At 74.4% G+C, this 26,909-nt stretch carries 27 protein-coding genes; 8 read left to right on the forward strand and 19 right to left on the reverse strand.

From position 1 onward, the window contains the following. Positions 1 to 139: 139 nt before the first annotated feature. From M8330_RS02795 to M8330_RS02855, 13 genes are all read right to left on the reverse strand, one after another. Positions 140 to 778, reverse strand: a complete 639-nt coding sequence (locus M8330_RS02795; RefSeq protein WP_250826100.1) for a response regulator transcription factor — start codon at positions 776 to 778, stop codon at positions 140 to 142. Then, positions 775 to 2,409 (reverse strand): histidine kinase, encoded by a 1,635-nt coding sequence (locus M8330_RS02800; protein ID WP_250826101.1) that lies wholly within the window; start codon positions 2,407 to 2,409, stop codon positions 775 to 777. Before M8330_RS02800 ends, M8330_RS02795 begins: the two co-directional genes overlap by 4 nt. Further along, on the reverse strand, positions 2,409 to 3,341 hold the full coding sequence (locus M8330_RS02805; protein WP_250826102.1) for a type II secretion system F family protein: 933 nt from the start codon (positions 3,339 to 3,341) through the stop codon (positions 2,409 to 2,411). The genes M8330_RS02800 and M8330_RS02805 overlap by 1 nt, the downstream gene beginning before the upstream one ends. A 1-nt stretch (position 3,342) precedes the next feature. Further along, the gene (locus M8330_RS02810) at positions 3,343 to 5,298 is read right to left on the reverse strand and encodes a type II secretion system F family protein (protein ID WP_250826103.1); all 1,956 of its coding nucleotides are present in this window, start codon (positions 5,296 to 5,298) and stop codon (positions 3,343 to 3,345) included. Further along, complete coding sequence (locus M8330_RS02815; RefSeq protein ID WP_250826104.1) at positions 5,295 to 6,902, reverse strand: TadA family conjugal transfer-associated ATPase; 1,608 nt, start codon at positions 6,900 to 6,902, stop codon at positions 5,295 to 5,297. The genes M8330_RS02810 and M8330_RS02815 overlap by 4 nt, the downstream gene beginning before the upstream one ends. Position 6,903: 1 nt before the next feature. Continuing rightward, a complete protein-coding gene (locus tag M8330_RS02820; protein WP_250826105.1) occupies positions 6,904 to 8,121 on the reverse strand; it encodes a CpaE/TadZ family protein in 1,218 nt (405 codons plus the stop codon). Then, positions 8,121 to 8,894, reverse strand: coding sequence for a Flp pilus assembly protein CpaB (gene cpaB, locus M8330_RS02825; RefSeq protein ID WP_250826106.1), 774 nt, complete (start codon positions 8,892 to 8,894; stop codon positions 8,121 to 8,123). Before cpaB ends, M8330_RS02820 begins: the two co-directional genes overlap by 1 nt. Before the next feature lie 118 nt (positions 8,895 to 9,012). After that, entirely contained in the window at positions 9,013 to 10,668 is a 1,656-nt protein-coding gene (locus M8330_RS02830) for a TadE/TadG family type IV pilus assembly protein (RefSeq protein WP_250826107.1), read from the reverse strand. A gap of 13 nt (positions 10,669 to 10,681) precedes the next feature. After that, entirely contained in the window at positions 10,682 to 11,155 is a 474-nt protein-coding gene (locus tag M8330_RS02835) for a TadE/TadG family type IV pilus assembly protein (RefSeq protein WP_250826108.1), read from the reverse strand. 576 nt (positions 11,156 to 11,731) lie between these two features. Beyond that, positions 11,732 to 12,043: a mycothiol system anti-sigma-R factor gene (gene rsrA, locus M8330_RS02840; RefSeq protein WP_250052702.1), complete on the reverse strand. Its 312-nt coding sequence runs from the start codon at positions 12,041 to 12,043 to the stop codon at positions 11,732 to 11,734. Beyond that, the gene (locus tag M8330_RS02845) at positions 12,040 to 12,723 is read right to left on the reverse strand and encodes a sigma-70 family RNA polymerase sigma factor (protein ID WP_250052704.1); all 684 of its coding nucleotides are present in this window, start codon (positions 12,721 to 12,723) and stop codon (positions 12,040 to 12,042) included. The genes rsrA and M8330_RS02845 overlap by 4 nt, the downstream gene beginning before the upstream one ends. Before the next feature lie 106 nt (positions 12,724 to 12,829). Beyond that, entirely contained in the window at positions 12,830 to 13,516 is a 687-nt protein-coding gene (locus M8330_RS02850) for an alpha/beta hydrolase family protein (RefSeq protein ID WP_250052706.1), read from the reverse strand. After that, positions 13,513 to 14,349, reverse strand: a complete 837-nt coding sequence (locus tag M8330_RS02855; protein ID WP_250826109.1) for an SOS response-associated peptidase — start codon at positions 14,347 to 14,349, stop codon at positions 13,513 to 13,515. The genes M8330_RS02850 and M8330_RS02855 overlap by 4 nt, the downstream gene beginning before the upstream one ends. Before the next feature lie 130 nt (positions 14,350 to 14,479). Here M8330_RS02855 and M8330_RS02860 point away from each other — a divergent pair, with 130 nt between their 5' ends. The 3 genes from M8330_RS02860 to rsgA all read left to right on the forward strand — a co-directional run bounded on the left by M8330_RS02860 (position 14,480) and on the right by rsgA (position 17,501). Then, on the forward strand, positions 14,480 to 15,043 hold the full coding sequence (locus M8330_RS02860) for a DoxX family membrane protein (RefSeq protein WP_250826110.1): 564 nt from the start codon (positions 14,480 to 14,482) through the stop codon (positions 15,041 to 15,043). 107 nt (positions 15,044 to 15,150) lie between these two features. Continuing rightward, the gene (gene aroA, locus M8330_RS02865; RefSeq protein WP_250826111.1) at positions 15,151 to 16,482 is read left to right on the forward strand and encodes a 3-phosphoshikimate 1-carboxyvinyltransferase; all 1,332 of its coding nucleotides are present in this window, start codon (positions 15,151 to 15,153) and stop codon (positions 16,480 to 16,482) included. A 2-nt stretch (positions 16,483 to 16,484) separates the two neighbouring features. After that, positions 16,485 to 17,501 carry a ribosome small subunit-dependent GTPase A gene (gene rsgA / locus M8330_RS02870; protein ID WP_250826112.1) on the forward strand — a complete coding sequence of 339 codons (1,017 nt, stop codon included), beginning with the start codon at positions 16,485 to 16,487 and terminating at the stop codon, positions 17,499 to 17,501. A gap of 19 nt (positions 17,502 to 17,520) precedes the next feature. Here rsgA and M8330_RS02875 read toward each other — a convergent pair whose 3' ends face one another. Further along, positions 17,521 to 17,955, reverse strand: coding sequence for a DUF2231 domain-containing protein (locus tag M8330_RS02875; RefSeq protein ID WP_250826113.1), 435 nt, complete (start codon positions 17,953 to 17,955; stop codon positions 17,521 to 17,523). Positions 17,956 to 18,018: 63 nt separating this feature from the next. Here M8330_RS02875 and M8330_RS02880 point away from each other — a divergent pair, with 63 nt between their 5' ends. Beyond that, a complete protein-coding gene (locus M8330_RS02880; protein ID WP_250826114.1) occupies positions 18,019 to 18,882 on the forward strand; it encodes an inositol monophosphatase family protein in 864 nt (287 codons plus the stop codon). Between the two features lie 28 nt (positions 18,883 to 18,910). Here M8330_RS02880 and M8330_RS02885 read toward each other — a convergent pair whose 3' ends face one another. Further along, on the reverse strand, positions 18,911 to 19,348 hold the full coding sequence (locus M8330_RS02885; protein WP_250826115.1) for an FHA domain-containing protein: 438 nt from the start codon (positions 19,346 to 19,348) through the stop codon (positions 18,911 to 18,913). Positions 19,349 to 19,488: 140 nt separating this feature from the next. On the opposite strand from M8330_RS02885, the gene M8330_RS02890 reads away from it, so the two are divergent. Continuing rightward, positions 19,489 to 20,409, forward strand: a complete 921-nt coding sequence (locus M8330_RS02890) for a DICT sensory domain-containing protein (protein ID WP_308196228.1) — start codon at positions 19,489 to 19,491, stop codon at positions 20,407 to 20,409. 36 nt (positions 20,410 to 20,445) lie between these two features. On the opposite strand, the gene lepB is transcribed toward M8330_RS02890, so the two are convergent. Next, entirely contained in the window at positions 20,446 to 21,246 is an 801-nt protein-coding gene (lepB, locus tag M8330_RS02895; protein ID WP_250826117.1) for a signal peptidase I, read from the reverse strand. A gap of 188 nt (positions 21,247 to 21,434) precedes the next feature. Between lepB and M8330_RS02900 the strand changes: the two genes are divergently transcribed. Together M8330_RS02900 and M8330_RS02905 are read left to right on the forward strand one after the other, a co-directional pair. After that, entirely contained in the window at positions 21,435 to 21,866 is a 432-nt protein-coding gene (locus M8330_RS02900; RefSeq protein WP_250052725.1) for a CBS domain-containing protein, read from the forward strand. A gap of 61 nt (positions 21,867 to 21,927) precedes the next feature. Next, complete coding sequence (locus tag M8330_RS02905) at positions 21,928 to 22,296, forward strand: FKBP-type peptidyl-prolyl cis-trans isomerase (RefSeq protein WP_250052727.1); 369 nt, start codon at positions 21,928 to 21,930, stop codon at positions 22,294 to 22,296. A 77-nt stretch (positions 22,297 to 22,373) separates the two neighbouring features. Here the strand turns inward: M8330_RS02905 and M8330_RS02910 are convergent, their stop codons facing one another. From M8330_RS02910 to M8330_RS02920, 3 genes are all read right to left on the reverse strand, one after another. Continuing rightward, positions 22,374 to 23,078, reverse strand: a complete 705-nt coding sequence (locus M8330_RS02910) for a riboflavin kinase (RefSeq protein WP_250052729.1) — start codon at positions 23,076 to 23,078, stop codon at positions 22,374 to 22,376. Positions 23,079 to 23,307: 229 nt separating this feature from the next. Next, the gene (locus tag M8330_RS02915; protein WP_250052731.1) at positions 23,308 to 23,553 is read right to left on the reverse strand and encodes an RNA-binding S4 domain-containing protein; all 246 of its coding nucleotides are present in this window, start codon (positions 23,551 to 23,553) and stop codon (positions 23,308 to 23,310) included. Positions 23,554 to 23,647: 94 nt separating this feature from the next. Beyond that, positions 23,648 to 25,009: a DUF445 domain-containing protein gene (locus M8330_RS02920; protein WP_250826118.1), complete on the reverse strand. Its 1,362-nt coding sequence runs from the start codon at positions 25,007 to 25,009 to the stop codon at positions 23,648 to 23,650. A gap of 223 nt (positions 25,010 to 25,232) precedes the next feature. On the opposite strand from M8330_RS02920, the gene M8330_RS02925 reads away from it, so the two are divergent. Beyond that, positions 25,233 to 26,765, forward strand: coding sequence for an MXAN_6640 family putative metalloprotease (locus M8330_RS02925; protein ID WP_250826119.1), 1,533 nt, complete (start codon positions 25,233 to 25,235; stop codon positions 26,763 to 26,765). Positions 26,766 to 26,909: the final 144 nt, after the last annotated feature.

Below are 26,909 nucleotides of genomic sequence, written 5' to 3' on the forward strand. Positions count from 1 at the left end.
AGCTCGGGCCCGTCGAAGGTCCTGGCCGGCAGCCCAAGCGCCGTCCCCGCAGGTCAGCGACACAAATGGCCACGTGCCCACCCTCCGAGACGGAGGGCGGGCACGCGATCGAGCCGGGCGCGGAGCTGGTCCGCTGCGGTCAGGGCGCCACCTGGTCGAGCAGGAGGCCGGCGCGCACCGCCTCGGCGAGCGCCTGGGTGCGGTTCCTGACCCCGAGCTTGCGGTAGATCCGGTTGAGGTGGGTCTTCACCGTGGACTCCCCCAGGTAGAGCCGGGCGGCGATCTCGGCGGTGCCGAGGCCGTCGGCCAGGCAGCGCATCACCTCGGTCTCGCGGTCGGTGAGCCGGGAGACGCCGACGGCCGCGCGGCGCCGGATGGCGCCGGCCAGGCCGGTGCTGACGAAGCCGTCGGGGTCCCGCAGCGCCTGCGCCGCGATCGCCACGACGTCCGGGCCGCGGGTCTCCTTGCCGAGGAAGGCCGAGGCACCCGCCTCCATCGCCGCGAGCACCTGCGCGTCGCCGAGGTGCATGGTGAGGATGACCAGCCCGACCTCGGGGCTGTCCTCCCGCAGGGCCCGCACCACGTCGAAGCCGCTGCCGTCGGGCATCTGGAGGTCGGTGACCACCACGTCGGGCTTGAGCACCCGCGCCAGGGCGAGCGCCTCGGCCACGCCGGCGGCCTCGCCCACGACCTCCCACTCCCCCGCGCGCTCGAAGGCGCGTGCCAGGCCCTGCCGGATCAGCTCGTGGTCGTCCACGAGCAGCACCCGCTGCGTCATCTCGTCCCCTCTCCCGACGCCGGCAGGCTGCCCGCGTCCTGGGCGCCCGTGCGGGCGCTCGTCGTGTGGTGCTGCGTGCTGCCGGCGCCGCGGTGCAGGTGCACCCGGGTGCCGGGGCGGGCGCCGCTGCCGGCCCGCTCGACGCTCAGAGTGGCGTGGAGCAGGGCGGCCCGCTCGCGCATGGTGTGCAGGCCGTAGTGGCCGTTCCGCGGCTCCGCGCCGCCGATGCCGTCGTCGGTGACGACGAGGTCGAGCGCGTCGCCGTCGCAGGTGAGCGACACTCGGACCTGCCCGGCGCCGGCGTGCCGCCGGGCGTTGCCGGCGGCCTCGACCGCGACCCGCAGCACCTCGTCCTCCTGGGCGGGGTCGAGCCGAGGGCCGGTCTCGTCGACCTCGAGCAGCAGCGCGGGCGCACCCGGGCCGGTCAGGGTCGCCTCCAGCCGACGGCGCAGGGCGGTGCCGAGGCCCTCGCCGGCGCCGCTGCGCAGGTCATGCACGGAGCGCCGCAGCTCGAGCACGAGCGCGTCCACCTCGTCCCGCAGCTGCGCGGCGATCCCCGCCACCTGAGCGTCGGTGTCCTCGATCAGCTCGTCGGCGAGGTAGCCGAGGGCCACCGCCCGCTGGGCCACGCCGTCGTGCAGCTCGCGGGCGAGGCGGCGGCGCTCGGCGCCGGTGGCGCCGGCACGGGCCCGGTCGACCAGGACGGCGGTGTCCAGCCGAAGAGCACCGACACCGAGACGTGCGCCGACAGCATGGAGCACAGCCACGGACGGCTTCTGCGCGACGGGCAGGACGACGGCACCGTAGGTGGTGCCGCCGGCGGCCAGCGGCAGGGCGAGCACACCGCGCTCGTGCACCGCGTCACCGCGCCGCACCGCCTTGGCGACGACGGTTGCGCTCCCCGCCAGCGGTGCCCCGCGGCCGTGGACCCGCCGCACCCGCCGACCGTCGGCGGCGACGAACACCTCGCCACGCCGCGGCCGAACCTGGTCCTGACCGGCCAGTGCCTCGGCAGCGGTCGCCAGGACCGCCTCGGCCCGCCGCTCGACGTCCAGGTCGACCCGGTCGTGCTCCACCAGCTCGCGCAGCTGCCCCACCAGGTGCCGCGCGGCCAGGTGCGGCTGGATCTCCCGCGCCGCGGCGCGGTCGGCGCGGGTCAGTGCACCGGTGAGGAGCCCACCCGCCAGCCCGAGGACGAGCCAGGTGGCTGCCCCGAGCCAGGGAGCGCCGCCGAGCCCCAGCCCGATGACCAGCGATCCGAGGGCCGTGGAGAGCCAGGTGACGAGAGTGAGGCCAGCACCGTGCCGGAGGCCCGCGAGCGTGGCGGGGACGGCCAGGTAGAGGAGGAGCGAGTGTGCCCCGGTGCCGGACGCGGCCACCAGCACGACACCGGCCGCGGCTACGCCCTCGCCGACAGGCAGGAAGACATGGCGGGACCCGTGCGGCGGCAGGTCCATCAACGCGATGGCCCCGACGACACAGCCGAGGGCGAGAACTCCGAGCAGGGCGATGCTGGTCGTTTCGGTCGAGAGCACCTGCCCGGTCACGAGGGCGAGCGCGAACACGCGGGCCGCAGTCCCGAGACGCCATGACCGTACCTGCGGATCGGCGGAGGCCACGAGGCTGCGCATCACGAGAAGGCTCCAACTATGCGAGCCGCACCGGGCGCCATCACGACGATGAAGAGGCACGGCAGGATGAAGAAGACGAGCGGCACCATGATCTTCACCGGCACCTTGGCGGCGGTCTCCTCCGCGCGCTGCCGCCGTTTGGTCCGCATCTCCTGGCTCTGGACCCGCAGCACCTTGCCCAGCGGCACGCCCAGCTCGTCGGCCTGCACCATGGCGAGGCAGAAGGAGCGGAGGTCGGCCAGCGTGGACCGCTCCGCCATGGCGCGGATCGCCTCCGTGCGCCCCAGGCCCAGCTGGGTCTCCTGGAGGAACCGGGCGAACTCGCCCGCGAGGGGGCCTCGGGTCTGCTGCGCCACGCGCAGCATGGCCGCGTCGAAGCCGAGGCCCGCCTCCACCGAGATGGTGAGCAGGTCGATGGCGTCCGGCAGCGCGCGCTGCATCGCCGCCTCACGCTTCTGACCTGCGTTGTAGAGCAGCAGGTCCGGCAGGACGTAGCCGGCGCCGGCGAGCAGCAGCGGCGCCAGGAGGAGCACCACCAGGCTCTGCCCCGAGGCGAAGGTCCACAACAGGGTGAGCCCGCCCAGGAGTGCCAGGGCGAGCACCTTGGCGCCGAGGACCCGCGAGACGTCCCACCCGTCGGGGTTGCCGGCGACGTCGAGCCGGTGCTCGAGCCGGCGGGCGGTGTCCGCCCGGACGAGCCGGCGGCCGATGCCGACCAGCTGGCCCGCCAGGGGTGCGAGCACCCGCTCGGAGAACGGCCGATCCACGTCGTGCCGGACCTCCTCGGGCGCGGCGTCGAGGGCACGCACCGCGGCGAGCGACCGTCCGACGGCGGCGCGCTGGCTACCTGCTAGGCCCACCACCGACAGCGCGAGCGTACCGGCGACGAGGATCGCCCCGCCGCCCAGGAGCAGGAACCACGAGGACTCCATGTCAGACCTCCACCTTGACCATGCGTGACATGACGAACGAGCCGAGGGCCAGGAGAAGGCCACCACCCGCCAGCACCAGCACGCCGAGCACCGACGTGTAGAAGAAGGACGCATACTCGCGGTTGGCGACGAGCATGTAGCCGAGCATGAGGATCGGCAGCGCGACGAGGATGTAGGCCGAGATCCGACCCTCGGCGCTGAGCGTCCGCACCTGCCGCCGCAGGTACTCCCGCTCGCGCAGCGTGCCGGCCACGGTGTCCAGCAGCTCGGCCAGGTTGCCGCCGACCTCCCGCTGGATGCGGATGGCCATCACCACCCACGCGAAGTCGGGGCTGCCCATCCGGTCGGCCACGTTCTCCAGCGCGTCCTCGACCGGGATGCCGAGCCGGTGCTCGGCCAGCGCCCGGCGCAGCTCGCTCGCCATCGGCTCCGCACCCTCGCGGACGACGGTGTCGATCGACTGCGCCACCGAGAGGCCGGCAGAGAGCCCGCCCGAGATCATCGTCAGTGTCTCGGGCAGCTGGGCGCCGAAGGCGGCCAGCCGTCGGCCGTGGAGCACGCGCAGGGCCACGTAGGGTGCGGCTGCGCCCAGCACCAGCAGCAGGAGGAGCAGCGGCAACCCGCCGAGCAGCAGCCCGACCAGTCCCGCCAGCACCGCGATGCCCGCATGCAGCAGCACCCACTCGGCCACGGTCATCGCCAGGCCGGCGCCGGTGAGCCGCTGCGAGAACCGCGCCTCGAAGTCCTGCTTGACCAGCGAGTTCGTCACCGCCAGGGCGGAGTCGCGCAGCGTGGTCCGTTCCTGCGTCAGCGGTGTCTCCCCCAGGTAGCGGGCCACGGTGCGCTGCGCGGCGCTGGGCCCGCGGTGCTGGAGCAGCACCAGCGCCAGCAGCGCGAAGACGCCCGCGGCCAGGGCCACCCCGCCGACCAGCAGCCCGGTGGTGCCGACCAGCGAGCGACCGACCGCGGCGGATGCGCCGGCGAGGCCGTCGTCCGCCGCCCGGAGGTCGACGAGGGCGCGGTCCCCGACGGCGAGCCCACCCGCGGTGGCGCTCACGGACAGGTCCACGTCGGAGAGCGAGGCGAGGCCCGCCGGTCGCTCGAAGGTGATCAGCAGCTGGCGGCCGAGGGCGTCGGCCTGCGCGGCGAAGACGTCGGTGAGGGCGGCGGCGCCCTGGGCGTCGACGAGGGTGCCCTCGGCGGCGTCGACCATCCGGCGCACCGGCGCGACGTCGGCGGCGTCCTGGTCGAGGGCGACGGCGTCGAGCGCGACGCCGGAGTCCTCGACGGCGGCGATCGCGGCCGCGAGGTCGACCCCGCCGCCGGTGTCCCGGCCGTCGGAGAGCACGAGCACGGAGCGGGCACCGGTCGAGCCGGTGGCCGCGGCGGCCGCGGCGACGCCGTCGTAGAGGCGGGTGCCGCGCCGCAGGGTCAGGTCGGCGACGGCGTCGCGGACCTGGGCCCGGTCGGTGGTCGGCTCGACGGTGGTCTCGACCTCGCCGGCGAACGACACGAGGCCGACGGCCACGTCGTCCGGCACGGCGGCCAGGAACGCCTCGACCGCCTCGCGGGCGGCGGCGATGCGGGCGCCGGCCATGCTGCGGCTGGCGTCGAGGGCGAGGACGATGGTGCGGTCGACCTGGCCGGTCACCTGCGCCACGTCGGCGTCCACGAGCGTGTCGTCCACGCTGACCTCGACGTCCTCGAGCGGGGAGGTGAGGTCGGCGCCCTGGTCCAGGAGGACCGAGACGCGGCCGTCCTCCGCGGTCTGCACGTAGGCGATGTCCAGCCCGCCGTCGCCGGCTCCGGTGCCCTTGCCGTGGGCCGGGCCCACGAGGGGCCCGACGAGCAGCAGCAGGCCGGCGACGAGGCCGACGACCAGTGCCGAGGCCGCCAGCCGCCGCGCGCGGGTCGTGCCCGCGCCGCTGCCCGCGCCGGGAGCGGTCAGGACGCTCATGCGCCCGCCCGGGTCAGGAACAGCGCCGGGTCGACCCGGACGTTCGCGTCGGCGAGGGTCTCCAGGAAGCGGGGCCGCAGGCCGGTGGCGCGCAGGTGGCCGCGGGTGCGGCCGTGCTCGTCCCAGCCGGCGCTGTGGTCGAAGGAGAAGACCTCCTGGAGGGTGACCACGTCGCCCTCCATGCCGACCACCTCGGTGATGGAGGTGATCCGGCGGCTGCCGTCCTTGAGCCGGCGCTGCTGGACGACCAGGTCGATGGCGCTGGAGACCTGCTCGCGGATCGCGCGGACCGGCAGGTCCAGCCCCGCCATCATCACCATCGTCTCGACGCGGGCCAGCGCGTCGCGCGGGCTGTTGGCGTGCACGGTGGACAGCGACCCGTCGTGGCCGGTGTTCATCGCCTGGAGCATGTCGAGCGCCGCGGCGTCGCGGATCTCGCCGACGACGATGCGGTCGGGGCGCATGCGCAGGGCGTTGCGGACGAGGTCGCGGATCGTGACGGCGCCGCGGCCCTGGATGTTGGCCGGACGGGCCTCCATGCGGATCACGTGCTCCTGCATGAGCCGGAGCTCCGCCGCGTCCTCGATGGTGACGATCCGCTCGTCGGCGGGGATCGCGGAGGAGAGCACGTTGAGGGTGGTCGTCTTGCCGGCGCCGGTGCCGCCCGAGACCAGGATGTTGAGCCGGCCGCGCACGCAGGCGCTGAGCAGCTCGGCGGACTCGGCACTGAGCGTGCCGAAGCCGACCAGGTCGTCGACGGTGTAGGGGTCGGCGGAGAACTTGCGGATGGTCAGCGTCGAGCCGTCGAGCACCAGCGGCGGGATGACCGCGTTGACGCGGCTGCCGTCGGGCAGGCGGGCGTCGACCATCGGCGAGGACTCGTCGACGCGGCGGCCGACCTTGGCGACGATCTTGTCGATCGTGCGGCGCAGGTGGGCCTCGTCGGTGAAGGCGGTCGGCACCTTGGTGAGCCGGCCGTCGCGCTCGACCCAGATGTCGTCGGACCGGTTGACCATGACCTCGGTGAGGTCCGGGTCGTCCAGCAGCGGCTGGAGCGGGCCGTAGCCGAGGATGTCGTCCGCGATCTCCTGGGTGATCCGCGTGCGCTCGGGGCCCGACATGGGTCGCTCGGCGCCGACCACGGCGGAGGCGAGCGCTGCCCGGACCTGGGTCTCGAGCTCCGCGGGCGTCAGCCCGACGTCGTAGAGCTTCGGGCCGAGCGCCGCGACCAGCTGGGCGTGCACCTGGCGCTTGAGGTCGGCGATCGGGTCGGTGCTGCGCGCGAGCTTGCCGGCCTCCACGTCGGCCCGCAGGCTGCGGCGGCCCGGGGCGGCGGAGCCGCTGCCGGCCCCCGAGCCCGAGTGCGAGCCGGCGGTGGTCCGGCCGGTGGCCGTGGGCCCGCCGGAGAGGGCGGTGACCGTGGCCGGGCCGGGCGGGGCCGGGGCCGCGCTCGCAGTCGGGCTCGGAGTCGGGCTCGGGGTGGCAGCCCCATCCGCGACGCCGGTCGGCTCGGTGGTGCCGGGCGTGGTGCCGGGCGTGGTGGCGGTGTGGGCGCCGGCCGTGCTCTCGCGACGGGCGGCGGCGAGTCGGTCCGCGAGGCTCATGTCAGCTCACCTTCCTGCGCAGGCGGCGCCGCCCTCCGCGGCGCTCGCTCCGGTTGGTCGCGGGGGTCTCCCCGCTGGTCACCAGCTCGGCCTCGACGAGGTCGGCCAGCTGGGTCAGCGCCTTGCTCACCGAATGCCCGGGGCGGACGCGGACCATGGTCTCGGTGCGGTTGAGCACGGCCACGACCTCGCGGTCGGCCGGCACGGCCACGGTGACCGGCACGCCGAGGGTCTCCTCGACCTCGGCCGTGGTCAGCCCGACCTTCGGCTCGACCCGGTTCAGCACCAGCGAGCGGCGCTCGCGGGGCAGGTCGAGCAGGTCGAGCGTGCCCGTCGCCAGCTTCAGCGACTTCAGCGACGGGATGTCGGGGGTGCCGACGAGCACCAGCTGGTCGGCGTGGTCCAGCGCGACCAGGGCGTGGTCGTCGAAGGTGCCCGAGGTGTCGGCGACGACCACGTCGAACTCGGCGGTGAGCAGCCGGAGCACGTCGCCCAGGTCGTCCGGAGGCACCGGCTGGCCCGGGTGGGTCGGCGCGGCCATCAGGCTGAGCCCGTCCTCGGCCTCGGTGAGCATCGAGAGCACGGCCGAGCGGTCCACGGTGCCCACGCGCTGGAGGTCGGCCAGCGTGGCCGTGGGGTTGATCCGCAGCATGATCGCGACGTCGCCGCAGGCCACGTCGAGGTCGATGACGCACACCCGGTGGCCGCGGTCGGCCAGGGAGACGGCGAGGTTGGTGGAGACCATGCTCTTGCCGACCCCGCCCTTGAGCGAGAAGACGGTGACGACCTGGCCGTGCCGCTCCACGGGGGGCGCGGGCGGGGCCACCGGCACCAGGGCCGAGCCGAGCGCGTGGGCCCGCTCGACGGCGCCGGCGAGCCCGTCGGCGTCGTCGGCGTCGACCACGGCGCGCAGGCCGGACTCCAGGGCCCGGGTCAGGGTCGCGGTGTCGACCTTCTCTCGCAGGAGCACCACGCCGAGCCAGGGACGCTGGACCCGGGCTGCCTCGGCCAGTGCCACGGCGTCCTCCAGGGACTCCGAGGCGCCGAGCACCACGACGGTCTCGTGCGGGTGCTGCGCGAGGTGGGCGGCCACCTCGTCGGTGCCGGCGAGCGCCGCGACTCCGCCGGGCACGCCGCCCAGCCGGTCCACGAGCCGCTCGTCCAGCCCCGCCACGATGGCGCCAGCCAGGCCGGCGTCCTTCTCCACGACGATGGTCATCAGTTGCCCCCGAACGCGCCGGGGAGGACGTCGGAGGCGGTGACGCCCTTGCCGGCGCGGGCCACCGTCTCGTCGTCGCGCAGGGCGAAGGAGAGGTCGCCGTTGCGGCTGGCGTAGATGACCTTCTCGGCCTGGTCCTGGTCCACGGCGATGGTGAGGATGGTGCGCGGCACCTCCTCGGTGGTCTGCTCACCGTCCTCGGTGGTGGTGGTGCGCGAGGTGACCGAGGTGGTGCCCACACCGACGACCGTCACCTTCGGCAGCAGCAGGCTGGTGTAGGGCGAGAGCTTCCGGGTGCTGCCGTCGGGCAGGTAGAGCTCGGGGTCGGCGGAGGCGAAGATGACGACCTCCGAGCCGGGGGTGACGAAGCCGGCGACGCGGGCGGGGTCGGTGAGCTCCACCGAGATCGCCATCGTGCCCTCGGGGATCTTCAGCGCGGAGGCGCCGGCGGCGTCGCCGAACTGCTGGCCGAGGATCTGCTGGCCCGGGTAGACGGTGGCCAGCGCGACCTCGCCCTCGATGCTGCGGGTCGAGGCGAGCGCCCCGTCGACCAGGTCGTCGCGCAGCACCGAGCTCTTCTCGAGCTTGCCGGCGTCCTGGGCGTCGGAGACGCTCTCCCCCGCCGCGATGGTGTCGGTGGCGACGAGGACCTCGACGAGGTCCTGGCCGGCGGTGGCGCGGGCCTCGATGCCCTGCACGTAGAGCACGACCATCGTCGTGCCGAACGCCGCGATGAGGAACGCGACGCCGAGGAGGATGCTGCGACGTGCCATGACGTCTCCTTGTCCCAGGCCCGGGAGGGCCGTCTGTCGTGGCTGAGCGGTCTGGCTGAGCTGGGTGGCTGAGCTGGGTGGCTGAGCTGGTGATCGATGGGCTGCGGGCGGACGGGTGCTACTCGACGAGCGTGAGCACCCGCGTGCCGGAGCCGCGGTAGGAGATCTCGTCACCGGTGGCGGCGGCGGTCTCGGGGAGGGCGTCCTCGGAGAAGAGGACGACGTGCAGGGCGCGGATGCCGGAGCTGTCGGCCTCGACCCCGTTGAGGGACGAGATCGAGCCGGGTGCGGCGTTGGTGGCGGACAGCGACTGGTCGGTGATGAAGCCGGGGCGGAACGCGATGATCGGCCAGGACTTCTTGCCGTTGCCCGGGTCCGTGTCGACGATCGGGATCCAGAAGAACCGGGGCGAGTCGAAGATGTCGGCCGACAGGGCGTGGGTGCCCGAGGCGTTGCCGCTGACCAGGTCGTTGATGCTGGCGCCGTTGATGATGAAGCAGGTCAGCAGGTCGTCGTTGAGGTGGTAGCCCTTGACGGTGCCGCTCGTCCGGGCGTCGCTGCTGTTGCGACTGCAGTCGTGCGTCGAGTCGGCGTCGAGCCGGCCGGGGTACTCGCCCTCGCCCTCGACCATGCCGTCGTTGGTGAACGAGACCTTGAGCCCCGGTTCGCTGGTGAGGCAGTTGGTGCCGTCGACCGGGGCACTCTTCGACTCCACGGTCGGGCTCGGGTCCCCGCCGCACTCGCCGTTCGGCGAGGGGTGGATCGCCAGCTCCGGCTCCACGCCGAGGATCATGTTCAGCGGCAACCACGAGGAGCTGTTGCCGGAGCTGCGCGGCACGTCGATGGTGCCGAAGTTGCCCTCGTTGGAGTTGTCGCAGTACAGCTTCTCGGGGCCCACCTGGAACGGCTGGGCAGTGCTCAGCGACGACCAGTCGCCGTTCTCGTCCAGGATCCGCACCCACCAGGTGCCGACCGCGGCGAGGACCGAGGAGGGGACGCTGACGGACACGGTCTTGGTGCTGTTGGAAGCGACCGAGACGTCGACGGTGTAGTGCTCCGGGATGCCCGCCTCGCTGGTGAAGCCGATCGCCGCAGCCCTGCTCAGCTGGTTGCCGGTGACGGTGAGCACCGTGGTGGCGGTGTCCTCCGGGACGCTCGTCGGGGAGATGGCGCTGATGGTGGCCCGGCCGGCGTCGGCGCTGGAGGGGTTCAGCGTGTCCGGCGCCGGCAGGCTCTCGTCCTGCGGGCCGGAGTCGTCCCGAATGGTCTGCGCGCCGTAGTCGCACCCCTGCACGCCGAAGAACGGCAGGGTGCCGCTGGCGCCGGGCGAGCCGACCTCGGCGGCCGCGTAGGACGCGACGTCGAAGCTGTCGGAGTCGCTGATCACCTGGCCCAGGCCCAGCTCGACCTCGGAGGCGGGCGCCCACAGGTGCACGGTCCAGTCGCTGCACGAGATGAACCCGTCACCGTCGCCGGCGCTGCCGCCGAGGTCGATCGGGTACTGCCCGGGCACCGCGTTGTCGGCGTGGGTGAGGTACTCCTCGGCCGTGTCGATCACCTCGGCGTTGCAGCCGTCCTCCTGGGTCAGCTCGGCGGCCGCGGCCATGGAGGCCACGTCGACGTCGGTCTGGAGCAGCGACTTCTTCGCGTACGCCTGGCCCAGGTCGACGGCGAAGGCGCCGATCCCGATGAGGACGACGGCGAGGATCGCGACCAGCACGGCCACCGCGCCGCGGTCCTCCGGCGAGCGGCGTGCCGCCCGTCGGGTGGACACGTACATCCTCACGTCAGCACCCACCGGCCGGCACGTGCTCCACCCGGGTGGTGACGCTCTTGTCGATCGCCGGGTCCAGGAACGGGAAGAACCCGAGGTCCAGGGCGTCGAAGGTGATGGTCACCGTCAGGTCGGAACCGACCTCGACGGGCGACGGCGGCGTGACGGTGACGCCGGCGGGCGCCCCGTCGGTCGGCGTGCCGGCCAGCGCGTTGGTGGCGGCCGTCTGCACGGCCGCGGTGTCGCACGGGTCCACTGCCCCGGCCCGGGCCGCGGAGCGTGCCGCGTTGCCGGCCGACTGCCAGGCCCAGAAGTACAGGCTGAACTGGATGATCCCGAAGACCAGGGTCACCAGGATGATCGCCACCAGGGCGAACTCGACCGCGGCGGCGCCGCGCTCCTCGTGCCGTCCCCGTCGCAGCTGCTGCCGCGTCCGGCCCCGTCCCTCGCGCCCCCCGTGCCGGGTGTGCTCACGCTCGGTGCTCATCCGCCCTCCCCCATGGCTGGTCGGTCTCTCCCTGTGGCTCCGCTGTCCGACGGGGCCACGTCAAGGAGGGTGATCCGACCCGTCCGGGGGAACAGGACGACCCGAACGTCTTACTCAATGTGGGGGAACGAGCGTGAACTGCGGGCTAGACCTCACACGGGTAAATCCCCGTATCCAGGTAACGCCAGGACGATTCCATGACACGCGCGGGTGCACGGACGCGCACCCGGTCAGGCGACGGACGTCGACGCGGGTCGGTGCCAGGCCGCGCCGCCTCCGGAAGCACCAGGACCCGTGGCCGCGCTCCGGGAGGGCAGCCACGGGTGACCCGGTGGGGTCCGGCGGGGCCTGGCGGGGCTCCTCCACCCCGCCGGCCGCACGGCCGGACTGCGGCCAGCGTGACGGGAGTGGCGGACGGCCGGGGTCTGCACGGGCGTCCGTACGCCATCTGGGGGACCGGTCGGCGGCGGTGGTCTGGACAGACGACCCGGACAGACGGCGACCCCCGCCCCTCGCAGGAGGGACGGGGGTCGCCGGTGGATCTGTGGCGGGTCGGCCAGGGGGGGGTGGGGGGTCTCAGCCCTCGGCGATGCGCACCTGCACCTCGCGCACGCGCATCAGCACCCGCGCCCGCAGGTCCTCGGGAGCCGCCTCGGCGCACGAGCGGGCGACGACCTGCTTCACGGTGCGCTGGAGGTCGTACTTCTCCAGGCACGGGTTGCAGGTGTCGAGGTGGACGCGCACGTCGGCGCAGTCGGTCTCGTCCAGCTCGTTGTCGAGGAAGTAGACGATCCGCTCGAGGAAGTCGGCACAGTCCGACTCCGTCGCGGGCGCGGCCGTGGGCGCAGCCCCGGTCTGCCCGGCGTGGTCGTGGTCGTGGTGGGTCATGACGTCTCCCCCGGCAGGCTCGAGGCGGGCAGCAGAGAGTTGTCCCGCACGTAGTCGGTCAGCATGTCGCGCAGCTGGCGGCGGCCGCGGTGCAGCCGCGACATCACGGTGCCGATGGGCGTGCCCATGATCTCCGCGATCTCCTTGTAGGCGAAGCCCTCCACGTCGGCCAGGTAGACCGCGAGGCGGAACTCCTCGGGCAGTCGCTGGAGGGCGTCCTTCACCTGGCTGTCGGGCAGGTGCTCCATCGCCTCGTTCTCGGCGGACTTCAGCCCGGACGAGGAGTGCGAGGCCTCCCGCGCCAGCTGCCAGTCCTCGACGTCCTCGGACATCGACTGCTGCGGCTGGCGCTGCTTCTTGCGGTAGGAGTTGATGAAGGTGTTGGTGAGGATGCGGTACAGCCACGCCTTCAGGTTCGTCCCGGGGCGGAACTGGTGGAAGGAGGAGTACGCCTTGGCGAACGTCTCCTGCACCAGGTCCTCCGCGTCCGCGGGGTTGCGGGTCATCCGCATCGCGGCCGAGTAGAGCTGGTCGAGGAAGGGCAGGGCGTCACGCTCGAAGCGCGCGTTGCGGTCCGCCTCGGACTCGGTGGCCACGTCGATCTCGGTGGGGTCGACGGTGCTCGAGTCGAGGCCGGTGTCGAGTCCGGCGTCGTCGGCGCGGGGGGAGAGCTCAGTCATCTCTCCCGAGCCTAGCCGCGGTGCGGTCGGTTCCAGCAGTGCCATCACGGGTGGGACAACCACCGACACCCACCGGACATTCCCCGGTGCGTGTCCGGTCGGCCCCTCAGACGCTGCCGCCGACGACCTCGCGCACGAGCCACTCCAGCGTGGTCTCCACGAGCATCGCCAGCACGTCGTCCTGGCCGGGCTCGGCCCGGGCGCCCACCTTCAGGCCGTGGTCGGCCCCCGGCAGCACCCCCATCTCGACCCCGTCCGGCATGGGGTCGGGGTACTCCTCGGGGCGGCCCATCGTGTCCCGCTCCCCCTGCACCACGAGCACGGGGACGCCGACGTCGGAGAGCTCCGGGAGCCGGCTGCGCTCGGGCTTGCCCGGCGGGTGCAGCGGGAAGGAGAGCGCCAGCACGCCGACCGCGCCGAGGTCGCGGGCACTGCGGCAGGCCGAGCGGGCGCCGGCGGAGCGGCCCCCGAGGACCAGCGGGACGCCGGCGTGCGACTCGGCCACCGCCGCGGCCGCGGCGGCCAGGCCGGCGTCCAGGGTGGCGGGCGGCGTGGCGACCTTGCGGCCCGCGACGCGCCAGGGCTGGGTGAACAGCGCCACCGAGAAGCCCTGCGGCGGCAGCAGCTCGGCGAGGGCGGCGAGGTCCCGGGTGTCGACACCCGCGCCCGCGCCGTGCGAGAGCAGCAGGAGCGCGACCGGCTCGTCGGCGTCCACCACCTGGAGCAGGCCGGGGCCGTGCGGGGTGTCCACGGTGCGGCCGGGCACGCCCGGGAGGCCGGTCTCGTCGGTCATCGGGACTCCTCGGGAGCGGGCAGCAGGGCGGGCTGGCCAGGATCAGCATCAGGGTCGGGGTGGGCCACCTGGCCGGTCACGTCGTCGGGCAGGCCGTCCAGCGGCAGGGGCGCGACGAGCTCGGGGCCGTTGTTGCGCACGTTCGAGACCGCGGTCGAGACGGGGAAGGCCTCCAGCCGACCGGGCGCCGCGGGCATCAGCAGGTCCACCAGGTCGGCGCGGGCGACGGTCGGGTCGAGCCAGGCGCCCCAGCGCTCCCGGTCCAGCATCATCGGCATCCGGTCGTGGATCTGGCCCAGGGAGTCCTCGGCCTGGGTGGTGATCACCGTGCAGGTCCACCGGAAACGCGCGGGGTCGTCCTCGCCCCGCGTGGGGTCGCGCCAGATCTCGTAGAGCCCGGCCATCGCCAGCGTCCCGCCGTCGGCCGGCCGGATGAAGAACGGCTGCTTGCGCTGCTTGCCGGCCTTCGTGGTCTCGGAGGTGGCGTACCACTCGAAGTAGCCGTCCGCGGGCAGCAGGCAGCGGCGCGAGGCGAACGCCTTGCGGTAGGCCGGCTTCTCCGCGACGGTCTCGACCCGTGCGTTGATCATCCGGTTGCCGATGGCGGGGTCCTTGGCCCACGAGGGCACCAGCCCCCAGCTCAGCACCCGCAGCTGCCGCTCGGCGCTGGGTCGCTCCTCGCCCTTCGGCGGGCGCTCGAGCACCGCGTAGACCTCCTTGGTCGGCGCGACGTTGAAGTCGGCGGCCAGCGGCGCGGCGAACATGGGCACGTCGACCTCGAACTCCTCGACGAGGTCGGCCGCGTCCCGGCTGGAGGCGTACCTGCCGCACATGCGCCCAGCCTAGGGGCTCCCCACCCATCGATCGCGCACCCACTGATCGTGCAACCCGAGGATCGCGCCGGCGACGCGGCCACCCGGCGGGGCGGGCCGCTCGCGCAGGGCCGTGTAGTAGGAAGGTGTCATGTCGCTCAGCCGTGCCATCGCCCGTCCCCTGCTCGCCGCTGCCTTCGTCACCGGTGCCGCCGGTGCGCTGAAGAACAGCTCCGCGCTCGCCGAGAAGGCCGAGCCCGTCACCGAGAAGCTGGTGCCGCTCGTGCGCCGGGCCGTCCCCCAGTTCCCCTCGGACCCGACCCTGCTCGTCCGGGTGAACGCCGGCGTGCAGCTGGCAGCCGCGCTCGGGCTGGCCACCGGCAAGGCGCCGCGCTGCTCCGCCGCCGTCCTGGCCGCGACCATGGTGCCGACGACGTGGGCCGGCTACCCGTTCTGGAAGGCCGACTCCCCGGCCGCCAAGAAGGAGGCCCAGATGGGCTTCACCAAGAACGTCTCCCTCGTGGGCGGGCTGATCATCGCCGCCGGCGACACCGACGGTGCCCCCGGCGTCGCGTGGCGCACCAAGAAGGCCGCCTCGGACGCCTCCAAGGGCGCGAAGTCCGCGGCCAGGAGCGCCAAGCGCGAGGTGAAGTCGGCCAAGCGGGCCGCGAAGGCCGAGGCGAAGCTGGCCGCCAAGAGCCTGCCCGGCGCCTGAGCCGCCGGCCACCCGAGCCCCTGCTCGCTCCCGACCGACGCCGGTCTCCCCGCTCGCCCGAGCGTGCGGAGACCGGCGTCGTCGCGTCCACCGACTACGCTCGGCCCGTGAGCAGCGCCCCCTCCAGCACCGACCTCTACGACGCCCCCGCCGCGGCCGGGCCCGTCGACCTCGTCGTCTCGCTGCCCGGCAGCAAGTCGCTCACCAACCGGGCCCTCCTGCTGGCCTCCATCGCCGAGGGCCCCTCGGTCGTGCGCCGGGCCCTGCGCAGCCGCGACACCACGCTCATGGCCGCGGCCCTGACCTCCCTCGGCGCCCACGTGGACACCAGCAGCGAGGACTGGCGGGTCACCCCCGCCCCCTTCGCGGCGGACGCGGCGGTCGACTGCGGCCTGGCCGGCACCGTCATGCGCTTCGTGCCGCCGGTGGCGGCGCTCTCGTCGGGAGCGGTCGCCTTCGACGGCGACGCCCACATGCGCAACCGCCCCGTCGGCGAGGTCCTCACCGCGCTGCGCGGCCTCGGCGTCACCATCGAGGACGACGGCCGCGGGGCGCTCCCCTTCACCGTCCGCGGCTCCGGGTCGGTGCGCGGCGGCCTGGTGACGCTGGACGCCTCGTCCTCCTCGCAGTTCATCTCCGCCCTGCTGCTCGCCGGCGCCCGCTACGAGCAGGGCGTCGACGTCCGCCACGTGGGCAAGCCCGTGCCGTCCCTGCCGCACATCGAGATGACGGTGCAGGTGCTGCGGATGCACGGCGTCGAGGTGGACACCGACGGCGCCAACCGGTGGGCCGTAGCTCCCGGGCCGGTCGCGGCCGTGGACCACGTGATCGAGCCCGACCTCTCCAACGCCGCCCCCTTCCTGGCGCTGGCCGCCGTGACCGGCGGCCGCGTCGTCGTGCGCGACTGGCCGGCCGAGACCACGCAGGCCGGCGACGTGCTGCGCGACCTGCTGACGCAGATGGGCTGCCAGGTCTCCTTCGTCGACGTCGCCGACGCACCGACCGGCCGCGGCCTCGAGGTCGTCGGCCCCAGCGTGCTGGCGGGCGTGGACGTCGACCTGCACGACGTGGGCGAGCTGACCCCGGCCGTGGCGGCGCTGGCCGCGCTGGCGCAGGGCCCCAGCCACCTGCGCGGGGTGGAGCACATCCGCTTCCACGAGACCGACCGTCTCGCGGCCCTGGCCACCGAGCTGCGCGGCCTCGGCGCCGCGGTCACCGAGCACCGCGACGGCCTCTCCTTCACCCCCGCCCCGCTGAGCGGCGGCGTGTTCCGCACCTACGCCGACCACCGGATGGCCCACGCCGCGGTGATCGCCGGGGCGGCGGTGCCCGGCGTCCGCGTGGAGGACGTGGCGACGACCTCGAAGACCTTCCCCGACTTCGCCGGGTTCTGGTCCGGCCTGCTGGCCCGGCCCACCGGGTCGTCGAGCGAGGGCTGAGCATGGCGCGGAGCCGCTACGGGCGCGAGGACGTCGAGCACTACGAGCGACCCCGCCGCCGCACGCGACCCCGCACGAAGGACCGGCCGACCTACGACGACGCGGTGCGCGGCCGCGTCGTCACGGTCGACCGTGGCCGCTTCACGCTGCTGGTCGACGGCCGCACCGTGATGGCGATGAAGGCGCGCCCGCTGGGCCGCAAGGGCGTCGTCGTGGGCGACCGCGTCAAGGTCGTCGGCGACGTCTCCGGCGACGACGGCTCGCTGGCCCGGATCGTCGAGGTCGAGAAGCGCAGCACCACCCTGCGCCGCACCGCGGACGACGACGACCCGGTGGAGCGGGTGATCGTCTCCAACGCCGAGCAGCTGGTCATCGTCACCGCGCTCGCCGACCCCGAGCCCCGCACCGGGCTGGTCGACCGTGCGCTGGTCGCCGCCTACGTCTCGGGCATGAAGCCGGTGCTGTGCCTGACGAAGGCCGACCTCGCCGAGCCCGACGCGTTCCTCTCCACCTACCGCTCCCTGGGCGTGCCGTGGGTGGTCACCCAGCGCGGCGGCGACCTGGAGGAGGTGCGCGGGCTGCTGGCGGGGCGCACGTCGGTGCTGGTCGGGCACTCCGGCGTCGGCAAGTCCACGCTGGTCAACGCCCTCGTGCCGGACGCCGACCGCGAGACCGGTCACGTCAACGCCGTGACGGGCCGGGGCCGGCACACCTCCACCTCGGCCTACCTGCTGGCCCTGCCCGAGGGCTGGGGCACGGGCCCGGACGGGGCGGAGGGCTGGATCATCGACACCCCCGGCATCCGCTCCTTCGGGCTGGCCCACGTGGACCCCGAGACCCTGATCGAGACGTTCCCGGACCTCGACGAGGCCACCGAGGACTGCCCCCGCGGCTGCACCCACGGCGGCGACGAGCCCGAGTGCGGGCTCGACGAGGCCGTCACGCAGGGCACGGTGGACCCCGACCGCGTCGAGTCCTTCCGCCGGCTCCTGGCCGCCCGCTCCGAGCCGGCCTGGTAGCCGACCTGGTAGCCGGCGCTCAGCCCCAGACCAGGGAGGCTCCGGAGTGCCCGGCCAGCGCGATCACCACGATCATCGCGACCGCGGCCAGCGCCGTGGCGACCGGCGCGAGCGTCGCGAGCAGGCCGTGCAGGCGCCGCTGGAGCGCCGTGGTCGCGATCGCGAGCACGCCGAAGAGCAGCGTCAGGTTCCGCGCGAGCTCGCCGCCCTCCTCGTGGTCGTGCATCCCGTCCAGCTGCCGCAGCTGCTCGCGGCTCTCCAGCAGCGACTCCCCCGAGGCGGCCGCGAGCACCAGGAACACCACGGCCGCGACGGCGCCGACGAGCAACGGCCACCGGAGGAGGCCGCGCCAGGCGGGACGCAGGTAGGCGAGGCTGACGAGACCCGCGAGAGGGCCGAGGACGACGGCGCCGTGCACCACCAGGGGGTGGGCCGGGAGCCCCAGGATCTCCATGGACGAGGAGGCTAGCCGGGGTGTGACCCGACCGACAGTGCCTGCACCGGTAGCCTGCTCACCGTGGCTGAGCCCGACTACACCGACGACCTGCGGCTGGCCCATCTCCTGGCCGACGACGCCGACTCCCTCACCAGCAGCCGGTTCAAGTCGCTCGACCTGCACGTGATGGCCAAGCCTGACCTCACGCCCGTCACCGACGCCGACCGCGGCGTCGAGGAGGCCATCCGCCGCACCCTCTCCCGCGTGCGCTCGCGCGACGCCATCACCGGCGAGGAGGAGGGGTCCACCGGCACCTCCGCGCGCCGCTGGATCGTCGACCCGATCGACGGCACGAAGAACTTCGTCCGCGGGGTGCCCGTGTGGGCCACCCTCATCGCCCTGGCGGTGGAGGACGAGGTGGTGTGCAGCGTCGTCTCGGCGCCGCAGCTGCAGCGCCGGTGGTGGGCCCAGAAGGGCGGCGGTGCCTTCACCGGCAAGTCGCTGATGAAGGCCCAGCAGATCCACGTCTCCGACGTGCGCCGCCTCGAGGACGCCTCGTTCTCCTACTCCTCGCTCTCCGGCTGGGAGGAGCGTGACCGGCTGGACGAGGTGCTGGCGCTCATGCGCCGCGTGTGGCGCACCCGCGCCTACGGCGACTTCTGGTCCTACATGCTGGTGGCCGAGGGCGCGGTCGACATCGCGGCCGAGCCGGAGCTGGAGCTCTACGACATGGCGGCGCTCGACGTGATCGTGCGCGAGGCCGGCGGCCGGTTCACCTCGCTCGACGGCAGCCCCGGCCCCTGGGGCGGCAACGCCATCGCCTCCAACGGGCACCTGCACGAGGCCGCCCTGGGCTTCATCGGGTCCCTGCCCGACTCCGACGACCCCGACCCCGACTGGCCGCGCATGGGCCCTGGGTCGGTCTCCCCGCTGCGGGGGCGCTGAGGACCAGCCGCCCTCAGACCAGCCGCCCTCAGACCAGCCGGGGTGCCGGACGCGGGAGCAGCAGCGCGATCCGGTGGCCGGCCATGACCACCCGCGCCGCCTCGTCCACGACCTGGTTCAGCACGGGCACGCCGTCCACGCGGGTGGAGCCGGACAGGGCGCTGAGCACCAGTCGCCCGGCGCCGTCGCGCCCGAGCACGGCGTGGCGCGCGTGCAGTCCCGGGAGCACCACGTCGCAGGAGGGGTGGGAGCCGAAGACGAGGGAGCCGGAGCCCACGGCCACGCGCACCTCCCCCGCGACGTGGGCGACCTCGCCGGGCTCGGGGACCCGGGCCGTGCGCTCGGCCTCGCGCCGACGCCGGGCACGGATGGCCCGGAAGCCGCCGGGCAGGTCGGTGCGGGAGCGCTCGGTGAGGCGGACGACGGGCGCCAGCGTGCCCTCACCCTCGTCGGTGGGGGTGCTCATCGCGCGACCCCCGTGCGGTCGCGCGTGCCGGTGGCGCTCATCGGTCCCACTCCTGCTCCGGCCGTGCCGGACTAGCCCGTCCTCATCCTCGTCCACGCCATGGATGGCACGAACACCGTGTTGAGGTTTACGCTCTGATTGTGAACACAACGTTGAGGTCTGCGCAAGCCGCCCCCTGGAGCATCGGGGACCTGGCCGAGCGGACCGGCGTGAGCCCCGCGACGCTGCGCATGTGGGAGGCCCGGCACGGGTTCCCGATGGCCGTCCGGCTCGACGGCGGGCACCGCCGCTACACCGACGCCGACGTCGCCGCCGTCCGTCGCGTCCTGGCCCGGCGCGACGCGGGCCAGCGCCTCGACGCCGCCGTGGCGGCCGAGCAGGCGACCTCCCCCACGCAGGCAGCGGCCCCGGTCTCGCTGTGGGCGCACCTGCGCGAGCGCCACCCGGCGCTGGCTCCGCAGCGGCTGACCAAGGCCACACTGCTCGGGCTCTCGTGGGCCATCGAGGACGAGGCCCTCGCCGTGGCCGGGCAGGGAGGTCACCTGGTCGGCCTGTTCCAGCGCGACCGGCACTACCGCTCCGCCGCGGCCCGGTGGCGCGACCTGGCGGGGGGCACCGCGTCCTGCTTCGCGCTCGGCGCCGGCCTCAGCGGGGCCGAGGCGGAGGCGGCAGGCCCCGACCTCGCGGGCCTGACCGACGCCTCTCCCCTGCGTCGGGAGTGGGCGGTGGTGCACGACCACCCGCGGCTGCCGATGGTGCTCACCGCCTGGGAGCCGCCGGGGCAGGCCGACCGGCCCGACCGGGAGCGGGTCTTCGAGACCCTGTGGAGCGTCGAGCCCGCCGTCGTCCGCGACGCCGCCCGCCTGACCCTGGGCGCCCTGGCGTCGCCTGGCACCGGCGTCCAGGAGGTCTCCCCCGCCGCGGCCGACCGCGCGCGTGCGGCCGCGCAGGCGCTCGCCTCGCCTGCTGCGCCCGACGTCGACGTCACCGCGGTGACGCGGCTGTTCAACCGGGTGCTGTCCTACGTGGACCGCACCGCACGGCACCGCCCGCTGGACTGACTCCCGCGGCCCGGCCGCGGAGGCCCGACGAACCGACTACGGAGCCGCGGAGGTCGCGGGCTCGGCGTCCTCCTCGCGAGCGGCGAGGGTCGCGGCCAGCTGGTCGAAGGCCGGAGGCTTCTCGACCAGGCCGAACCGGTCGGCCGGCCAGACCCGGGCGAAGACCTTGCCGACCACCAGGTCGACGTCCACGTAGGCGTCCGAGGCGTCGCACGTCTCCGCCTTGCTCGTGCACTGCAGGTGGTAGCTGGAGTCCGCCGAGTTGTCGCGGTGGTCGCCCATCACGAACAGCTCCCCGTCGGGGACGGGCCCGGCGGTCCAGTCGCAGGCGCCCACCATGGGGCCGTCGCAGCGACTGTTGTTCTCGATCCACTCGTCCGAGGAGTCCAGCGGCACGCCGTTGATCTCCAGGCGTCCGCGGTCGTCGCAGCAGTGGATCGTGTCGCCCGCGACCCCGATCACGCGCTTCACCAGGTGCCCGCCGGTCGGGTAGAGCCCGATGCGGCTCAGCGCCTCGGTGAGCGGGTTGGTGGCGGTCACGGCCTCGTTGGCGTCGAGCCAGCCGCCCGGGTCGGCGAAGACGATGACGTCGCCGCGCTCGGGCTCCCCGGAGCCCCAGTAGGAGGGCTTCTGGACGAGGATGCGGTCGTTGACCTCCAGCCCCGGCTCCATGGACCGGGAGGGGATGTAGAACGCCTGGACGAGGAACGTCTTCACGAGGATGGCGAGGACGACCGCCAGCACCAGGAGCAGGATCGACTCCTGCCACACCGGCATCCGCTTCTTCTCCGTCGGCGCCTCGTCGGCCGCCGACGGGCCGGCGTTCTCCTCGGTCACGTGCCCTCGTCCCCTGCTCGTCCCGCCACCGCGTCCCGGCAGCCTGGCAGACCATACCGCCCACTCCGACGCCGGAGCCCTAGCACCCGATCGCGCCGAGGGCGACCACGCTCCCCGCGGTCCGGCCGCGCTCGGGACGCGCGACTGTGGGCCTGGTCACAGGCGAGGTTCGCCAGTACCGTCCCGCCATGCGTATCGGAGAGATCCTCGCCGCCAAGCAGCACCAGGACGTCCTCACCGTCGACCCGGACGCCGGCGTGCGGGCGCTGCTCGGCATGCTGGCCGAGCACAACGTCGGCGCGCTCGTGGTGAGCCGCGACGGACGCGAGATGCTCGGCATCGTCAGCGAGCGCGACGTCGTCCGACACCTGCACCACGACGGCACGGTCGTGAACAACCACGTGGGCGCGATCATGACCGGCGCCGTCCACACCTGCACCCCCGACGACGAGATGGACGACGTGCTGGGGCAGATGACCCACCAGCGGGTGCGGCACGTGCCGGTGCTCGACGAGGGCACCCTCGTCGGGATCGTCTCGATCGGCGACCTGGTCAAGCACAAGATCGACGCCCTCCAGTTCGAGCGCGACGCCCTGGACTCCTACGTCAACCAGGGCTGAGGCCCCGGCCTCCGGCTCCGGACTTCAGCCCCCGGCGCCCTCGCCGCGTAGGCTCACGCCCATGGACAAGCCCGAGATCGACTTCCCCGACTTCGACCCGCCCGCCGACCTCATGATCGAGGACATCACCGTCGGTGAGGGCGACGAGGCCCAGGCCGGCCAGGCCGTCTCCGTGCACTACGTGGGCGTCGCCCACTCCACCGGCGAGGAGTTCGACGCCTCGTGGAACCGCGGTCAGCCGCTGCAGTTCCGCCTCGGCATCGGACAGGTCATCTCCGGCTGGGACACCGGCGTGCAGGGGATGAAGGTCGGCGGCCGCCGCAAGCTCGTCATCCCGCCGCACCTGGGCTACGGCGACCGCGGCGCCGGCGGCGTGATCAAGCCCGGCGAGACGCTGATCTTCGTCGTGGACCTGCTGGGCGTCTCCTGACCCCACCCCGCCCGACGCGCGAGGGCCCGCACCGACTCGGTCGGTGCGGGCCCTCGCGGCGTCCGGAGCGAGGTCGCTCAGTCGCCGCGGACGGCGTGCAGGTCGGCCAGCGACGGGTAGGCCCACCGCAGGTAGGGCAGCGGGATGCCGGTGGCGCGGGCGATGCTCTCGTGGTCGGCACGCTCGGGGCCGAGGTCGCCGAGCGCCTGCGCGATCGCGACGATCCGCTGACGGGCGCGGCCCGCGCGGGCGGCGGTGACGGTGCCCGAGGCGCCCCGGCCGCGGGTGGCCCGGACGTGGCGGGGCGGGTGCGCGGGGGCCTGGGTGAGCAGGTCGCCCAGGCCGGCCTCGACGGCCCAGGCCCGGGTGCTCTCGACGTCCGCGGTCATCTGGGCGACGAGCTCGGCCGAGCCCTTGAACCGGCGCTGGCCGCGCAGCAGGCGGTGCAGCCGCACGACCACGCGGGAGCCGTACAGGTCGCCGTCGAAGTCGACGAGGTGGGCCTCGAGCAGTCGCTCTCCGTGGCGGCGGTAGTACGTGGGGCGCCGCCCGACGGAGACGGCGGCCACGCAGACGCGCTGCTCGGTGCCGCAGGCGATCACCACGGTGGCGGTCCACACGCCGTCGCGGACGCCGTCGAGCGGGACGCCGACGTTGGCCGTCGGGAAGCCCAGCTCGCGGCCGCGCTGGTCACCGCGCTCCACGACACCGACGAGCGGTCCGTGCACGGCGCTCGGGAAGGCGGGGGCGCTCAGCTCGACGGGGGCGGCGAGGGTCGTCACGGGTGTTCCTCCAGGGTGCGGGGAGCGCCGGCCACTCGGATCAGCCGACGACCGTAGTCCACCTCCGGCGGATTGCGCCGGGTTCACTCGGGGGTAACGCGCCTATTGCGCCTGTGACACACACGCTCCGCCGCAGGTCAGGCGCGTCCGGCCGCGAATGCGGCCACAGAGTTCCTCCCCGCGTCGGGGTGTCCGGGGCCCCGGCCGGGCCGCGCGGACCGGCGCACGGCTACCAGGGCAGGTCGTCGCCGGCGTCCGTGTCGCTCACGCGGGCGGCCTGGCCGCCGACCTCCACCACGTCCCCGACGACGAGCCGACGCCCGCGTCGCTCCTCGACCTCGCCGTTGACGCGCACCAGGCCGGCCCCGATCACCTGCTTGGCCTCCGAGCCGGACTCGATGAGCGAGGCCAGCTTCAGGAACTGGCCGAGGCGGATCGCCTCGTCGCGGATGGGGACGTCGAAGGGCTGCGGCACCCGCCCATCCTCCCCCACCGGGCCGCGGCGGGCCCACTCCACGCACACGCCGCGCACACTCCGGGTCCTCACCCCGGGCGAGCGCCCCGGGGCCTCAGCCGAGGAGCAGCGCCAGGCCGTGGATGACGACGCCGACGAGGCCGCCGACGACGGTGCCGTTGAGCCGGATGAACTGGAGGTCCTTGCCGACGTGCAGCTCGATCCGCTGCGCGGCCTCGCGGCCGTCCCAGCCCTGGATGGTGCTGCTGATGATGCCGACCGCCTCGTGACCGTACCGACCCACGACGTGCACGACCGCGTCCGCGGCCAGCCCGTCCAGACGCGCGCGCAGGTCCGCGTCCTGCACGAGCCGCTCGGCCAGCAGGCGCACCTCGTCCAGCACGCGGGCGCGCACGAGGCCGTCGGGGTCGGTGAGCGAGCCGACCAGGGCGCGACGCAGCGCGTCCCACACCGACACGGCGGTGGCCACCACCTGGGGCTGGTCCAGCAACCGCTCCTTGAGCCGCTCGGTGGCGGCGGCGGTCTCGGTGTCCTCCCCCAGGTCCGTCGCCAGCTGGGCCAGCCACGAGTCCAGGGCCCGGCGGGCGCGGTGGTCCGGGGTGTCGCGGACGTCGACCACGAAGCGCACCAGCTCGCGGTGCAGCCGGCTGCTGACCATCTCGTTGACGCCCTGCGGGGCCCACCACGGGGCCCGCTCCTCCACGACCTCGGCCACGGTCGCGGGGTTGGCGAGCAGCCAGTCGTGCAGCTCGTCGAGGACGAGGTCGACGACCCCGTGGTGCAGGTCGTCCCGCATCGCCTCGGTGAGCATCGAGCCCAGCAGCGGGGCGAGCCGCTCGTCGCGCAGCCGCGGCACGAGGCCGTCCTCGACCAGCAGCCGCACGTGCTCGTCGGTGACCCGGGCCAGGGCGGTGCCGAGCAGGTCCGAGCCCTCGTCGACCAGGCGCTGGCGGGCCTCGGGGCGCGAGAGCCAGGTGCCCACCCGCTCGGAGACGCGGGCCGCGGCGAGACGGTCGCGCACCACGTCCTCGGCCAGGAAGTTCTCCGAGACGAACTCCGAGAGCCCCGCGCCCAGGTCGTCCTTGCGCCGCGGGATGAGGGCGGTGTGCGGGATCGGCAGGCCCAGCGGGTGGCGGAAGAGGGCGGTGACCGCGAACCAGTCGGCCATCGCGCCGACCATCGACGCCTCGGCGCCGGCGTTGACGAAGCCCCAGAACCAGTGGTCCTCGAACGGCAGCGTGACCGCGTAGGTGATCGCGGCGACGAGCAGCAGCCCCAGGGCGATCAGCTTCCAGCGCCGTAGGTCGCGGGCGCGGCGCGCGTCCGCCTCCTCCCCCGCCACCAGGCCGGCCCCGAGCGCGCGGGCGCCGCGGGGCCCGCGGGACCCGGCAGGGTCGGACGGAGGGTCGGACGGAGGGGGTGGCGTGCTGGGTGGCGTGCTGGCTGGCGTGCTCATCGCCCCCGATCATGCCCGGCCGCGGCGACACGGGCGTGCACGCGGGCCCGCCGGGTAAAGTCGGCCTCCCCACCCCGGGTCCCGGTGCCACCGCTCCCGGGCCCAGTCCTTCACCTCGGGAGGCCCCGTGCCCCGTCCGTCGGCCGTCTCCCCGGCTGCGCCCGCGACCCCGCCCGCCCGCGGGCTCCTCGGGGGGCCGCTCCGTGGGCCGGCGAGCGGGCTCGTGAGGGCGCTCGTCCTGTCGCTCGCCTCGGCGCTGGTCCTCGTCGCCCCGGCCGCCGCGGACGACGACGACCAGGCCTCCAGCGCCCCCGCGGCAGCCGCGCTCGCCACGGCGCGGGCGGCCCTCGCCGCGACGCCGCAGACCGCCTCCCGCGCCGGTGCCGCACAAGTACCGGCGCGCGGCACCGGCCTCGACGCCACCCTCGCGCTGCGCGACCTGTTCCTGCTGCGCGGCGACCTGTCTGCCACCGACCGCGAGGACGCCGACGCGCTGCTCGCGCGGCCCACCGACTCCTGGGACTCCGACGCCTTCGACCGCGGCTCGAAGGTCCGCTGCCGCGAGCACGTGTGCGTCCACTTCGTCACCTCCGGCCCGGACGCCGCCACGCTGGCCTGGGTGCGACGCACCCTGAAGGTCATGGAGGCCACGTGGGCCACCGAGGTGGGGCGTCTGGGCTACCGCCGGCCGCTGAGCGACGGGTCGCTCGGCCGGCCGGCCAACGGCGGCGACGGCCGGTTCGACGTCTACCTGACGCAGCTCGCCGACCAGGGCCTCTACGGCTACTGCGCGCCCGACTTCCGGCTCACCGCGCGCCCGCAGGTGGGCGGCGGCTACTGCGTGCTCGACGACGACTTCGCCCGCGCCGAGTACGGGGCCGCCCCGGCCGAGACCCTGCGGGTGACGGCTGCCCACGAGTTCTTCCACGCCGTGCAGTTCGCCTACGACTACACCGAGGACGCCTGGTTCATGGAGTCCACCGCCACGTGGATGGAGGAGGTCGTCGCCGACAAGGTCGACGACAACCGCCAGTACCTGCGGGCGGGCCAGGTGCGGCATCCCGAGCTGCCGCTCGACGAGTCCACCCCCGGATCGCTCGCCGTCTACGGGCAGTGGGCGTTCTGGCAGCACGTGCAGGACGAGGCGAACGCCGCCGTCGTCCGCCGTGCCTGGCGGCAGGCCGGCGCCTACGCGGGGGCCGGGCAGACCTTCTCGATCCGCGCCACGACCCGGGCCCTGGCCCCCGAGGGCGGCTTCGTCCGCGCCTACGCCCGGTTCGCGGCCGACAACCTCACCCCCGGCCGTGCCTACGAAGAGGGCCGCACCTGGCCGAGCGCCCCCGTCGAGACCCACACCCTGGGGGTCGGCACCCCCACCTGGACCCGCACCAGCACGCTCGACCACCTGACCAGCAGCTCCGTCCTGGTCCGACCGGCCTCCCGGGTCACCGACGGCTACCGGCTCGTGGTCGAGGTCGACGCCCAGCGCGCGGAGGTCGCCTCCGCCGCCTACGTCGTGGTCGTGCGACGGGCCGACGGCACCCTCACCCGCCGCCTCGTCACGGCGGACGAGGCGGGGCTGGCGTCCGTCTCGGTGCCGTTCGACCACGGCACCGTGCAGGCCGTCTCCGTCACGCTGGTCAACGCCTCCACCCGGTACCGCTGCGACCGCGGCTCGGTCTGGTCCTGCGAGGGCACCCCCCGCGACGACGGGCTCGAGCAGACCCTCACGGTCACCGCCACGCCGGTGGGCTGACGGGGCCAGCTGACGGGGCCAGCTGACGCCGGCGGGCGCCGGGTCACCTGTCGCGGTTCGTCCGAACGGATGGCTCCCCCTCGGGTGAGGGCGAGCGGGCGCGCTGCGGGGAACCGAGGAGGAGAACCCACCAGCACCCCCCTC

Source organism: Nocardioides bruguierae, from assembly GCF_023656415.1.
In the GTDB taxonomy this organism is placed as follows: Bacteria; Actinomycetota; Actinomycetes; order Propionibacteriales; family Nocardioidaceae; genus Nocardioides; species Nocardioides bruguierae.

What these genes read in the sequence shown, in the direction of transcription:
- M8330_RS02795 (WP_250826100.1), bottom strand. Translation starts at nt 778, where the DNA reads ATGACGCAGCGGGTGCTGCTCGTGGACGACCACGAGCTGATCCGGCAG.
- M8330_RS02800 (WP_250826101.1), bottom strand. Translation starts at nt 2,409, where the DNA reads ATGCGCAGCCTCGTGGCCTCCGCCGATCCGCAGGTACGGTCATGGCGT.
- M8330_RS02805 (WP_250826102.1), bottom strand. Translation starts at nt 3,341, where the DNA reads ATGGAGTCCTCGTGGTTCCTGCTCCTGGGCGGCGGGGCGATCCTCGTC.
- M8330_RS02810 (WP_250826103.1), bottom strand. Translation starts at nt 5,298, where the DNA reads ATGAGCGTCCTGACCGCTCCCGGCGCGGGCAGCGGCGCGGGCACGACC.
- M8330_RS02815 (WP_250826104.1), bottom strand. Translation starts at nt 6,902, where the DNA reads ATGAGCCTCGCGGACCGACTCGCCGCCGCCCGTCGCGAGAGCACGGCC.
- M8330_RS02820 (WP_250826105.1), bottom strand. Translation starts at nt 8,121, where the DNA reads ATGACCATCGTCGTGGAGAAGGACGCCGGCCTGGCTGGCGCCATCGTG.
- cpaB (WP_250826106.1), bottom strand. Translation starts at nt 8,894, where the DNA reads ATGGCACGTCGCAGCATCCTCCTCGGCGTCGCGTTCCTCATCGCGGCG.
- M8330_RS02835 (WP_250826108.1), bottom strand. Translation starts at nt 11,155, where the DNA reads ATGAGCACCGAGCGTGAGCACACCCGGCACGGGGGGCGCGAGGGACGG.
- rsrA (WP_250052702.1), bottom strand. Translation starts at nt 12,043, where the DNA reads ATGACCCACCACGACCACGACCACGCCGGGCAGACCGGGGCTGCGCCC.
- M8330_RS02845 (WP_250052704.1), bottom strand. Translation starts at nt 12,723, where the DNA reads ATGACTGAGCTCTCCCCCCGCGCCGACGACGCCGGACTCGACACCGGC.
- M8330_RS02850 (WP_250052706.1), bottom strand. Translation starts at nt 13,516, where the DNA reads ATGACCGACGAGACCGGCCTCCCGGGCGTGCCCGGCCGCACCGTGGAC.
- M8330_RS02855 (WP_250826109.1), bottom strand. Translation starts at nt 14,349, where the DNA reads ATGTGCGGCAGGTACGCCTCCAGCCGGGACGCGGCCGACCTCGTCGAG.
- M8330_RS02860 (WP_250826110.1), top strand. Translation starts at nt 14,480, where the DNA reads ATGTCGCTCAGCCGTGCCATCGCCCGTCCCCTGCTCGCCGCTGCCTTC.
- rsgA (WP_250826112.1), top strand. Translation starts at nt 16,485, where the DNA reads ATGGCGCGGAGCCGCTACGGGCGCGAGGACGTCGAGCACTACGAGCGA.
- M8330_RS02875 (WP_250826113.1), bottom strand. Translation starts at nt 17,955, where the DNA reads ATGGAGATCCTGGGGCTCCCGGCCCACCCCCTGGTGGTGCACGGCGCC.
- M8330_RS02885 (WP_250826115.1), bottom strand. Translation starts at nt 19,348, where the DNA reads ATGAGCACCCCCACCGACGAGGGTGAGGGCACGCTGGCGCCCGTCGTC.
- M8330_RS02900 (WP_250052725.1), top strand. Translation starts at nt 21,435, where the DNA reads ATGCGTATCGGAGAGATCCTCGCCGCCAAGCAGCACCAGGACGTCCTC.
- M8330_RS02905 (WP_250052727.1), top strand. Translation starts at nt 21,928, where the DNA reads ATGGACAAGCCCGAGATCGACTTCCCCGACTTCGACCCGCCCGCCGAC.
- M8330_RS02920 (WP_250826118.1), bottom strand. Translation starts at nt 25,009, where the DNA reads ATGAGCACGCCAGCCAGCACGCCACCCAGCACGCCACCCCCTCCGTCC.